The 11971-nt window shown below is 53.6% G+C and carries 13 protein-coding genes; 3 read left to right on the forward strand and 10 right to left on the reverse strand.

What is annotated here, in order from left to right; translation table 11 throughout:
- Positions 1-8: 8 nt before the first annotated feature.
- Positions 9-770: a 2-dehydro-3-deoxy-D-gluconate 5-dehydrogenase KduD gene (gene kduD, locus QVF11_RS27470; protein ID WP_142514220.1), complete on the reverse strand. Its 762-nt coding sequence runs from the start codon at positions 768-770 to the stop codon at positions 9-11.
- A gap of 149 nt (positions 771-919) precedes the next feature.
- Positions 920-1588 (reverse strand): hexitol phosphatase HxpB, encoded by a 669-nt coding sequence (gene hxpB / locus QVF11_RS27475; RefSeq protein ID WP_287860930.1) that lies wholly within the window; start codon positions 1586-1588, stop codon positions 920-922.
- 331 nt (positions 1589-1919) lie between these two features.
- Between hxpB and QVF11_RS27480 the strand changes: the two genes are divergently transcribed.
- Complete coding sequence (locus QVF11_RS27480) at positions 1920-2456, forward strand: YniB family protein (protein WP_142514221.1); 537 nt, start codon at positions 1920-1922, stop codon at positions 2454-2456.
- 35 nt (positions 2457-2491) lie between these two features.
- Here the strand turns inward: QVF11_RS27480 and yciA are convergent, their stop codons facing one another.
- The 4 genes from yciA to QVF11_RS27500 all read right to left on the reverse strand — a co-directional run bounded on the left by yciA (position 2492) and on the right by QVF11_RS27500 (position 6835).
- Positions 2492-2890, reverse strand: coding sequence for an acyl-CoA thioester hydrolase YciA (yciA, locus tag QVF11_RS27485; protein WP_181482571.1), 399 nt, complete (start codon positions 2888-2890; stop codon positions 2492-2494).
- A 100-nt stretch (positions 2891-2990) separates the two neighbouring features.
- Complete coding sequence (locus QVF11_RS27490) at positions 2991-5174, reverse strand: TonB-dependent siderophore receptor (RefSeq protein ID WP_287860933.1); 2184 nt, start codon at positions 5172-5174, stop codon at positions 2991-2993.
- A 326-nt stretch (positions 5175-5500) separates the two neighbouring features.
- On the reverse strand, positions 5501-6040 hold the full coding sequence (locus QVF11_RS27495) for a septation protein A (RefSeq protein ID WP_004101360.1): 540 nt from the start codon (positions 6038-6040) through the stop codon (positions 5501-5503).
- A gap of 51 nt (positions 6041-6091) precedes the next feature.
- Positions 6092-6835 (reverse strand): YciC family protein, encoded by a 744-nt coding sequence (locus tag QVF11_RS27500; protein WP_139537954.1) that lies wholly within the window; start codon positions 6833-6835, stop codon positions 6092-6094.
- A 313-nt stretch (positions 6836-7148) separates the two neighbouring features.
- On the opposite strand from QVF11_RS27500, the gene ompW reads away from it, so the two are divergent.
- Entirely contained in the window at positions 7149-7787 is a 639-nt protein-coding gene (gene ompW, locus QVF11_RS27505; protein WP_112216782.1) for an outer membrane protein OmpW, read from the forward strand.
- A 136-nt stretch (positions 7788-7923) separates the two neighbouring features.
- On the opposite strand, the gene QVF11_RS27510 is transcribed toward ompW, so the two are convergent.
- Entirely contained in the window at positions 7924-8169 is a 246-nt protein-coding gene (locus QVF11_RS27510; RefSeq protein WP_112216783.1) for a YmjA family protein, read from the reverse strand.
- A gap of 283 nt (positions 8170-8452) precedes the next feature.
- On the reverse strand, positions 8453-9400 hold the full coding sequence (locus QVF11_RS27515; protein WP_287860937.1) for a quinone oxidoreductase family protein: 948 nt from the start codon (positions 9398-9400) through the stop codon (positions 8453-8455).
- Positions 9401-9474: 74 nt separating this feature from the next.
- Between QVF11_RS27515 and QVF11_RS27520 the strand changes: the two genes are divergently transcribed.
- The gene (locus QVF11_RS27520) at positions 9475-9930 is read left to right on the forward strand and encodes a MarR family winged helix-turn-helix transcriptional regulator (RefSeq protein ID WP_142514227.1); all 456 of its coding nucleotides are present in this window, start codon (positions 9475-9477) and stop codon (positions 9928-9930) included.
- A 32-nt stretch (positions 9931-9962) separates the two neighbouring features.
- On the opposite strand, the gene trpA is transcribed toward QVF11_RS27520, so the two are convergent.
- Together trpA and trpB are read right to left on the reverse strand one after the other, a co-directional pair.
- Entirely contained in the window at positions 9963-10772 is an 810-nt protein-coding gene (gene trpA / locus QVF11_RS27525) for a tryptophan synthase subunit alpha (protein ID WP_112216786.1), read from the reverse strand.
- Positions 10772-11965: a tryptophan synthase subunit beta gene (trpB, locus tag QVF11_RS27530; protein WP_287860940.1), complete on the reverse strand. Its 1194-nt coding sequence runs from the start codon at positions 11963-11965 to the stop codon at positions 10772-10774. Before trpB ends, trpA begins: the two co-directional genes overlap by 1 nt.
- Positions 11966-11971: the final 6 nt, after the last annotated feature.

The following is an 11971-nucleotide window of genomic DNA, read 5'->3' on the forward strand; positions in this document are numbered from 1 at the left end:
CAAAATCCCTAACGCGACAACCAGCCGCCGTCAACCGCCAGAGTATAGCCACTGACGTAATCTGCGGCCTTAGAGGCGAGGAATACCACCGGCCCTTGCAGGTCATCCGGAACGCCCCAGCGACCGGCAGGAATGCGGTCGAGGATCTCTTTACTGCGCTCGGCATCGTCACGTAATTGCTGAGTGTTGTTGGTCGCCATATATCCCGGCGCGATGGCGTTAACGTTGATGCGATGTCCCGCCCATTCATTAGCCATCAGGCGAGTAATGCCGAGAACGCCGCTTTTTGAGGCGGTATATGAAGGCACTCTAATGCCTCCCTGAAAAGAGAGCATTGAGGCGATGTTAATGATTTTTCCGCCATCGCCTTGCCGAATAAACTGCCGGGCGACCGCTTGCGAAAGAAAAAAGACCGATTTCAGATTCAGATTCAGGACGTCATCCCAGTCTTTTTCTGAAAAATCGAGCGCATCGGTGCGGCGGATAGTGCCGGCGTTGTTGACCAGAATATCGACTCTGCCCATCGCAGCAACGGCCTGAGTGACTATCGAGTCAATCTCATCCTGGTGGCTCAAATCGGCCTGGATAGCGGTAAAGCGTCGGCCCAACGCCTGAACCTTTTCCGCCGTTTCATGGGGAATTCTACGATTTACCCCGACGATATCGCACCCGGCTTGCGCAAGGCCCAGCGTCATGCCCTGGCCGAGCCCGGTATCACAACCCGTTACGATAGCGACCTTACCCGTAAGGTCAAAGGCGTTCAGTACCATATGCACCTCTGTATGCTGATTTCATGCGTTAAATAACGCCATTAAGGACAAGCATAGAGGGCGGAGGAAGAAAAAACAATTAAAAATGAAACGGTGTTTTAATTTTATGATAATGGGATAGGGATACTATCCCATTATCACTGGATGGCTTAACCGAGCAGGTCGGTCAGGGTGAGGGATTTCAGGCTCGTCATCTTCACATCGGCCAGCACAAAGCGAGGATCGCGGCTATTTTCTTCTTCAGGCACGACAATAGAGCGCATTCGCGCCGCTTTGCTGGCAATCATGCCGTTGACAGAATCTTCCAGCGCCACGCAGTTCAGCGGGCTGACGCCAAGTTTTTCCGCGCAGTTCAGATAAACCTGCGGGTGCGGTTTGCTGAATGGCAGCAATTCGGCAGACGAGAGGGCGTCAAACTGGTCGCGCAGCTCAAACATGGTGAGGACTTTTTCCAGCATCCGTAGCGGCGATGCTGAGGCAAGGCCGATTTTCAGTCCCTGAGCTTTACACATTGCCACCGCTTCCCGCGCGCCGGGCAGAAGTGGACGCGCTTCTTCAACCAGTTGGATAGCACGGTTGATAATTCGCGCGGTGACTTCGGCGCGATCCGGGCCTGTCCACGGCTGTTGAGCAAACCACAGGTCGACGACTAAATCGATGCGCAGCCCCAGAATATCGGGCATTTCACTGCGGCGGCTAATATCCACTCCGAGACTTGCAATCACCTCCAGCTCTGCCTTATCCCATAGCGGTTCGGAATCAATCAGTAATCCATCCATATCAAAAATTGCGGCATGAATCTGTCGCCTGGCCGACATAAGTCCCTCTCCTGTAGCGTAAGTAGATAACGAATTGGCACTCATGGTATATCATACCGCGCATTATTGGGCGAAATTCGCCGACGAAGGTAGACTTAGAGCGTATACCACCAGGCGTTATTGGCGTAGCCAATTTGGACACGGACAGCGCGCAGAAACCGGAGCGTACATGAAGTACGTGAGGATTTGATTTGCTTCGCTCACCCTTCGGGCCGCCCTGAAGGGCGTTCAAAGATAAATCTTTGTGAGCACTGCCCTGGTCCAAAGTGGCAAGTGAAATAGCCTGAGATAGGTTCTTAGAGTGGCTAGAGCGTCTTAACAAGGGGAACCCATGACGTATCAACAAGCTGGACGCATTGCAGTATTTAAACGTATTTTGGGGTGGGTGGTGTTTATTCCGGCAGTTATCTCGACGCTGATTTCGGTGCTGAAGTTTATGTACGAGCACAGCGAGAAAAAGCCGGGGATTGATGCGGTGATGATGGATTTTGCGCACGTAATGATCGAGATGATGCGCTTCAATACGCCGTTCCTGAATTTCTTTTGGTACAACTCGCCGCTCCCGGACTTTAAGCACGGCATGAATATCGGCTTCTGGATTATCTATATCCTGATCTTTGTCGGGATGGCGCTGCAGGCATCCGGCGCGCGGATGAGCCGTCAGGCGAAGTTTCTGCGTGAGGGGGTTGAGGATCAGCTGATTCTTGAGCAGGCCAGGGGGGCGGAAGGGCTGACGCGCGAGCAGATCGCCGAACGTGTCGTGGTGCCGCGTCATACGATTCTGGTGCAGTACTTCCCGCTCTACGTGCTGCCGGTGATTACCATCGTGATCGGCTACTTCTTCTTTTCTTTACTTGGTTTCCTGTAATCAGATAGCCCGGCAAGGTTGCCGGGCTATCTGCATTATTGGGCAGGTAGCGCGCGCGGCTTACCTTGGTTATCCACCGCAACGTAGATAAACAGCGCTTCGGTTGCCTTGTAGCGTTGGCCGATTGGCTCAGACGACACTTTCTTTACCCATACTTCCATATTGATGGTCACCGAGGTATTGCCGCGCTTCACGCAGTCAGCGTAGCAACACACCACATCGCCGACCGCGACCGGACGTAAAAAGGTCATGCCGTCGACGCGCACGGTCACCACGCGACCATGGGCAATTTCTTTCGCCATAATGGCGCCGCCGATATCCATTTGCGACATCAACCAGCCGCCAAAAATATCGCCGTTGGCGTTGGTGTCCGCTGGCATCGCCAGGGTGCGTAAAACCAATTCGCCCTTCGGCGCGAGATCTGTTGTTGTCATTCGGTACTCTGTACTCGTCAAAGATGATCAGGCGCGATGCTACTATGAAAAGGGCGTGGAGAGAATAGGGGGAGACGCCCGCTAATGCGGGCGTAGAGGTTTAGAAGGAGAGCGTGACGCCAGCGTAGTACGCGCGACCCGGTTCGTTGTAGGTCGACGCGCCTGAGTTTTCGCGATAAAGCTGCTTATCGAACAGGTTGCTGATCCCGGCATTCAGGCGTAAATCTTTCATCAGCTGATAGTTACCGCCAATTCCGACGACAGAATAGGAACCGACTTCGTTGGTGGCCAGTACACCAATCTCGTTACGAATTTCAGCGTATTCGCGCGGTTTCTGCCTACCGTACATCGTCCAGTTGACGTTCGCCGAAAGCTTGCTGTTAATCTGCCAGTCGAGCATGGTGTTGATGGTATATTTCGGAATGACGGATAGCGGGTTGCCGGTATCTTTGTTTTCCGATTTGATCATATAGGTGGCGTTGGTGCGCCAGTTCAGCGTATCGGCAATCACCGGAACCAGCAAGGTACCTTCGAGACCTTCAACGACCGCTTTACCGCCGTTTTGCCACTGCAGAATATTATAGCCACCGGAGGTATAGCCCAGTACGTCGGTACCGGAGACGATTTTGTTTTTGTAATCGTTACGGAACCAGGTGATACCGGCGTTGTAGCCATTTAAGTTAAATTCAAGGCCGATCTCTTTGTTGATGCTGATTTCCGGGTCAAGATCCGGATTACCCAACAGATAGCACTTGCCGTTGGAGACGGTATTTGGGCAGCCGTTACCGTTAGTTGCCAGTAGATAACCTTCACTAGACTGGTACAGGTTCGGTGCTTTGAACACTCGGGCAATACCCGCTTTGACCTTAAACATATCGCCCAGATCCTGTGACAGGTTCAGGCTCGGGCTCCAGTTACTGCCGAAATCGTTGTGATAGTCAAAGCGCAGACCGGGAATAATATTGGTGCCCGGCGTCGCTTCAATATTGTCTTCGAGATAGATACCGGTCAGGGTGGCGCTATTTTTGGTGCTACGTTGCGAAGGATCTCCGGAAATGCCGTTAGTAATATCTTCGCCCGTGCTGGTAGCCAGCATCGACGCTGGGTCATTCAGTTCATCGCGATTCCACTCCATACCCAACGTGAGGGTCTGTTCAGCCAACCAGTTGAAAGGAATATTCAACTCGCCGGTTGATCGCCATGATTCCAGTCGGCTGGTGGCATATTCATCGCTGTTGATCATCCCTTCTACGCGGCCGGTGGAACCTTCCTTCAGGCGGGTGTTGTTGGTTTTTTCGTAGTAGACGCCCGCTTTCGACTGGCCCCAGTCCCAGATGCCGTTATAGGTCAGGCCCCAGGTCTGACGATACATCCGGTTTGTTTCCTGGCCGTAAAGCGAATCCACCAGCCCGTTTGGACTGACGTTGCCGTTGCTGTACTGAGTATCTCCGGCATAAATATTGCCCTGGCGGCTATAGGCGTAGCTGAAATCGACAATCTGCTGCGGCGTCACTTTCCATGACAGCAGGGCGTTAATATCTTTGTTGCGAACGCCTTCGCGGCCTGCGGCATAAGAGCCATTTTGCGCATGGTTGATATCCCAGGCATCGGGCTCCGTTTTGTTTATGTTGCCGTACAGACGCATCGTCAGGGCATCGCCGGCCAGTGGTCCGTTAAGGTTAAAGTTAGCCCGGTTGGTGGAGCCTTCTTTATTATTTTCCGGCTGATTGGTATAGAGCGAAAGCGAGCCGTGCCAGTCGTTAGTCGGGCGTTTAGTAATAATATTCACCACGCCGCCCGCGGCGCCGGAGCCGTAGCGCGCCGCAGCAGGGCCGCGCAGAACCTCGATACGCTCGACCATTTCCGGCGGAACCCAGTTGCTGTCGCCGCGGGTATCGCGCTCGCCGCGCCAGCTATAACGTACCGAGTTTCTTGAACTGACGGGCACGCCATCGATAAGAATCAGCGTGTTTTCCGGCCCCATGCCGCGAATATCAATCTGTCGGTTGTTGCCGCGACTGCCGCTGGCGCTGTTGCCGGTCAGATTGACACCGGGCATTTTACGAATGATTTCTGACAGATCGTTAACCGGCGGATCTTTAGCGATATCTTCTGCGGTGATGATCGAAACGCCCGGCTGCTGTTTGAGCGCTTCTTCAGCGGTTCCCCGAACGACCATCGTTTCGGTATCCTGCTCTACCTCTTCGGCGAAAACACCCGGGCTAAGTAAGCCTGCGATGGCCAGGGCAAGAGGCGTTGCTATGTGATTTTTCTGCGGTCTCATTATGAATATCCATATCAAATCATGAAAAATTGAGATCGAGAATATCAATGATAATTATTATCATTACAATTGTAGGGAGGGAATCTCCATGAAATCCTCACAATTGCCGCAACTTTCCAACTTATGGCAAGGATAATGAAGAAACGTTTTCGACGGTTAGAAATCAGTCTCAATGGGAAATGCTGTCGGAGGGACTCAGAATAATGAGTTAAACCGGTTTAGTGTCGACAAACCTGAAATTTAATTAGTTGTCTGAAGGGGGAATAAATTGAATGGTAAGGGAAAAGAAGGGCGGCACGCAGAGAATTATGCGTGCCGAAGCGAACTTAGTGATTGTCGTCCTGCGGCATATGGCGATAGATGTAAACGCCACTTAGCAGGGTGAACACCAGCGTCAGAGCCGTCAGGCCGAAGACTTTGAAGTTGACCCAAATATTCTGCGGTAGCCAGAAAGCGATGTAGATATTCGCCAACCCGCACAGGATGAAGAACACCGCCCAGGCCAGATTCAGGCGCGACCACACTTGCTGCGGCAGCGTCAGCTCTTTACCCAGCATGCGCTGGATCAGCGGCTTTTTCATCACCCACTGGCTAAACAGCAGCGCGCTGGCGAACAGAACGTAGATAACCGTCACCTTCCATTTAATAAACTCGTCGTTATGGAAGAAGATGGTCAGTCCGCCGAATACGGCGACCAGTACAAAAGTAATCAGCGCCATTTTCTCGACTTTGCGATAGCGCACCCAGCTGTAGATCAGCACAATGGCCGTGGCGATAATCAGCGCGGTCGTCGCGGCGTAGATATCGTAAAGCTTGTAGAATGCGAAGAAGACTACCAGCGGTAAAAAATCCAAAAACTGCTTCATACATCGATTCCGTTGTTCAGGAAGGGCCGGGAGGATCCGGCCCGGATTAAGTTAGTTGCGAATAAGCATATACAAGCGGAATAAATAGATCAGCAACAATGCGGAGATCAGATTGCTGAGAGTATTTATTACCACAGCGCCAACGTTTGGCGTCAGTACCGCGAAGCTGGAGGCAAACAGCAGCAGCAGGGTTTTCGCCAGCAGCCAGCCGATGATAGCCGGAGCCACCAGGCGTACATTGGCCCACGCCAGGCGCATACTGCTACGCATGGCGCTGAAGATACCGATTTTATCCTGCACCAGCATTACCGGCGCGAAAGAGAGCACGATAGCCAGCAGGACGCCCGGCACCACCACCAGCATCATCCCCATCTGGACCACAAAGGTCGTCAGCAGGATCAGCAGCAGCAGCTTTGGCAATACCGGTGCGGAAGCGCCGATCGCCCGTAGAGCGCTGACGCGCTGACCGGCGGAGATCATCTGAATCATCAGCAGAACGCCGCCAGCAAGAATGGCATTACCCACCAGACCGGAGAACGTGGAGGCGGCGGAAGCGCGCAGCAGGATCTGCTGTTGCTCCGGCGTCATGCTCTGGACCAGCTCGAACAGCCCACCGCTACCCGCCAGGCTATCGCCCTGGCTCAAGATCGATAACTGCTCTTCACTGGGTGAAAAGGCATGGCCAAGTACTACCGTTATGAACGCGCATAGCAGCGCAATCAGCAGGATAGTAACGAACTGATTGCGGAAAAAGTTTCCGGTGTCACGGTAGACGGACTTCGCCGTGATAGACATGCATTCTCCTTGAGTATTGCAGGTGTTAACTAGCGGGCGATTGTACCGCAAATCGCGGCTGGGTAGCAGTCTCTGCTCCTGCGCGCTAAGTATATCTTTGTAAATAGAAGAGGAAACCAGCGATGCGCTGCCTTGAGTAGCGCAAAAGCAGGATTTTGATGTTGCGCGCTTATCACTGATTGCATTGAAAAAGTGAAAATTAATCTGGATCAATAAATGTTAAATTTGCCTGTTTAATGTGATCTATGTTGGATCAAACATACTTCATTGTAGGTATATTCTTGCGCTGAATAACCATAATGAGGAAGTGGGTATGAAAAAGTTAGCAGCGGCGTTTGTTATTCTGAGCACTCTCACCAGCGGCAGCGTCTGGGCGCATGAAGCGGGTGAATTTTTTATTCGTGCAGGTTCGGCAACGGTAAGGCCAACAGAAGGGGCGGGCGGTACGTTAGGCAGTCTGGGAGGCTTTAACGTTAGCAACAATACACAGCTGGGCCTGACGTTCACCTATATGGCAACGGATAATATCGGTGTTGAACTGCTGGCTGCGACGCCGTTCCGCCATAAAGTCGGGACCGCAGCAACCGGCAATATTGCTACCGTTCATCATTTACCCCCGACGTTAATGGCGCAGTGGTACTTTGGCGACTCCAGCAGCAAGCTGCGTCCATATGTTGGTGTGGGTATTAACTACACCACCTTCTTTGACGAAGGTGTGAACGACAATGGTAAAAATCAGGGGATTTCCGATCTGAGCCTGAAAGATTCCTGGGGTGCTGCGGGTCAGGTCGGTATGGATTACCTGATCAACCGTGACTGGCTAATTAACATGTCGGTGTGGTACATGGATATCGACACCACCGCGAGCTATAAACTGGGCGAGGCTCGGCAGCACGACAGCGTGCGCCTGGATCCGTGGGTGTTTATGTTCTCCGCGGGCTATCGTTTCTAAAGTTTCGGCAAAGCTGGTCGCTGTATGACCAGCTCTTACTTTTTTATTCTGTAACAATCATACAGCGAACGGTTTGGCTTGATGGTGGCTCACCGGGAAAGGATGCATTGGCTGGCGTATGTTGTTTTAACAAGATCTACTCATTGCCCCATTTATTGAGGAAGTTCGCGATATCATCAATACGCTGCTCATTGATCCCCGCTTGAATGGCCATTTCTCCCTGTGCTTCCTCACTGATTTCTTCGTTGTTCATCAAGCGAGTGATCAACAATTGAAAATAGCGAGCTAATGGTTCACGTTCTGACTCGCTCACCGGCTCTGCGGATTCGGTCGAATACTCATCGGCAATGTCATAATATTTCAGTGGTACTTCATCGTTCATCAGTTGCTCCGTGGAGTTAGTGTCAGTCGCAGAATGGGTTAAAATAGATTTTATTGATTAACGAAGGGATTGTCTCTCCCATTGCTGGTTAAGACAACGGGTGTGCAAGCTGTGTCAGCTATCATAAAAAAAAGCCCGCACAAGTGCGGGCAAAAATACTGGAAGCAATGTGAGCAATGTCGTACCGAATACCTGAGTTGTTTACTCAACTATTCGGTAATGAGAAAGATAATATTTCTCATTTAAGATATCAACCCCAACTTTTGTGTGGAAGCGATTTTTTTTAGTCGACGATAAAAACGGTGCGTTTCTGGCTGTTATCCTGTGGCCAGGCCGTAGCAATGTCACGAAGCGGCTGCACAGTAGTGGCGATGGTAAATCCGCCTGCGACGGCGGCCTGCAGCATTTCCCCGGTCGCCGCCAGCAGTTGTGGCATGGACAGGCTACCAATCCCGCTGCCCATCAGTTGCAACGGTGCAGAGCGTAATACTGCGCCGCTGAGCGTGATATCGGCAGCGGCGAGTGAACCGACCTGAACAAAGCGTACCGGCGCCTTCCCTGGACTATGCTTTGCCAGCGCCGGGAGCAATAGTTCAGCACTGTGACCCCACAGGTAATCGACGACGACATCAATCTGCTGCGCTGCCAGGTGCGCAAACTGTGACCGCACGGTAGCATCATCTTCGCTTAAGTTGACTATTGTATCGGCTCCGAGGGAGGCGAGCTTTAACGCGTTGCGCCCGGTGGCAATCACCTTTTTGGCCCCCAGAAAGCGGGCGACTTGTACCGCCAGCTGTCCGGCGCTACCGGTCGCACCGTTGATAAGCACCGTTTCTCCGGCCTTGAGACCAGCGCGCTTGACCAGCGCCGCCCATGCGGACATGCCTGGATTAGCCATTGCGGCGGCGGTAACGTCGTCCAGATCATCCGGCAGCGGCAGGCAGTGGTTTAGCGCGACCGGTGCCCACTGTGCCATACTGCCCCACGGGGCGGTGGGGAAGGCGAAATAAACTCGCTGACCGTCAGGCAATGTTCCGGTGCCATCAATCCCGACGCCGAAAGGCAGGCGGCCATCAAAACTGTAATGTTTGCCGGAGGCCCGGCTTTTCACGACATGGCTGATAGCGCAGGCGTGCACTTTGACCCGTGTCTCATATTCAGTAGGCTGCGGGTCGCTAAAATCGGCCCAAATCGGGCCTTGTTGCAGGTCAAAAACGACGGCTGCTTTCATAGTATTCTCTCCTGGGATAATTATGTGTAAAATGCACATATCAGTTAATGGCACTATACCTGGTTAAATAATATATGCAATATGCACATAATAATTACGACATCAGCGAGTTTCACGGTGCGCTGCTCGACATCATCAGCGTGATGAACCAGCCAGTGCGCGATGAGCAGATACTGCAGGCTGCTGAAGTTCAGCTTGATCAGGCCCTCTTCCCACTGCTGGTAGCGGTAGGGCGCAGGGGGCCGGTGGGGGTCGTGGAACTGGCGGATAGTCTCGGGCGAGATTACACCACCGTCAGTCGGCAGGTGAAGAAACTGGAAGCGCAGGGGTTGGCGCGAAAGCAGCCCAACGCCAAAGACCGGCGGATTAGCGAAGTCACACTTAGCGAAGCGGGTCAGGCAATGATCGAACGTATCTCGGTTGCAAGAACGCGGCTGATGAATCAAGTGCTGGCGGGATGGGCGCAAGAGGATGTGATGGCGCTGTTTCGTCTGACGCGCAAGTACGCGGACAGCTTACAGCAGAAATAACCGCCCGGCGCAGTGCCGGGCGGTAGGCGTGCTTAGGCCGCTTTGGTGGCGGCTTTGAGGCTCTGCACAAAGGTCTTCAGTTCAGACAGCATAGCCTGCGGGTCGTTAACGTTGCGCTCAATGATTTTGACGATCGCAGAACCGGAAATCGCCCCGGCAGCGCCGGCATCAATCGCGGCAGTGACCTGCTCCGGCGCAGAGATACCAAAGCCCTGCAGCGGCGGCGCGGCATTGTACTCGGCCAGCTTCTCAATCAGATGGTGCAGCGGCAGCGCGGCGCGATTTTCTGCGCCGGTCACGCCTGCACGAGACAGCAGATAGGTATAGCCGCGACCGTAGGAAGCAATCTGGCGCAGCAGGTCGTCATCGGCATTTGGCGGGCAGATGAAAATTGGCGCGATATTATGGCGCAATGCGGCCTGGCGGAACGGTGCCGACTCTTCGACCGGTACATCGGCTACCAGCACTGAATCAACGCCCGCGCGCTCGCATGCGGCATAAAATTCATCAATGCCAGGGCTGAACACCAGGTTGGCGTACATCAGCAGGCCGATCGGGATGGTCGGGTGCTTTTGACGAATTGCCGCCAGCATTTCAAAGCATTGCGCGGGGGTGACGCCTGCGGCAAATGCGCGCAGGGCCGCGCCCTGAATGGTTGGGCCGTCCGCCAGCGGGTCGGAGAATGGGATACCCAGCTCCAGCGCATCGGCACCCGCTTCAATCAGCGTATCAATGATTTTCAGCGATTGTTCCGGGTTAGGGTCGCCGAGCGTCACGAAGGGAACAAATGCGCCTTCCTGGCGAGCTTTCAGTTGTGCAAACAGCGTCTCGTAACGTTCCATCAGATTTCCCCTCGCGCTTTCAGAATATCGTGTACGGTGAAGATGTCTTTATCGCCGCGACCGGAGAGGTTAACCACCAGCAGCTGCTCTTTTTCCGGGTTCTCACGCATCATTTTCAGCGCGTGCGCCAGGGCGTGGGACGACTCCAGCGCCGGAATAATCCCTTCATGACGGGAAAGTGCTTTAAAGGCATCCAGCGCCTCATCATCGGTAATTGATACGTAGTCGGCGCGACCAATGCTGTTCAGATAAGCGTGCTGCGGGCCAACTGACGGGAAGTCCAGTCCAGCGGAAATGGAGTAGGACTCCTCAATTTGCCCGTCCTCGGTCTGCATCATCGGCGATTTCATACCGAAGTAGATACCAACGCGCCCGTGCTTCAGCGGTGCGCCGTGTTCGCCGGATTCGATCCCGTGACCCGCCGGTTCCACGCCAATCAGGCCAACAGTGGTTTCGTCGATAAAATCAGCAAACATACCGATAGCGTTAGAACCGCCGCCGACGCAGGCGATAACCGCATCCGGCAGGCGACCTTCTTTCTCAAGAATTTGTACTTTGGTCTCTTCGCCAATCATGCGCTGGAATTCGCGCACGATGGTCGGGAACGGGTGCGGGCCAGCGGCGGTGCCGAGCATATAGTGGGCTTTTTCATAGCTGCCGGACCAGTCACGCAGGGCTTCGTTACAGGCATCTTTCAGCGTTGAGGAGCCGCTATGTACCGGGATCACTTCTGCACCCATCAGGCGCATACGGAAGACGTTCGGCGACTGGCGTTCGATATCTTTTGCGCCCATATAAATGCGGCATTTGAGACCGAGCAGGGCGCTGGCGAGGGCAGAGGCTACGCCGTGCTGACCGGCACCGGTTTCAGCAATAATTTCCGTTTTGCCCATCCGTTTCGCCAGCAGCGCCTGGCCGAGCACCTGGTTGGTTTTATGCGCGCCGCCGTGCAGCAGGTCTTCACGCTTCAGATACAGCGTAGTGCGGGTACCTTCGGTGAGGTTGCGGCATTTGGTCAGCGCGGTTGGGCGGCCAGCGTAGTTTTTCAGCAGGTCGGTAAATTCGGCCTGAAATGCCGGGTCTTTCTGCGCGCTAACGAACGCTTCTTCAAGCTGGCGCAGGGCGGGCATCAGGATCTGCGGAACGTACATCCCGCCGAATTCACCAAAATAGGGGTTCAGTAAAGTACTCATTGTTGC

This window comes from Klebsiella sp., from assembly GCF_027492335.1.
GTDB classification, from domain to species: Bacteria; Pseudomonadota; Gammaproteobacteria; order Enterobacterales; family Enterobacteriaceae; genus Klebsiella; species Klebsiella huaxiensis.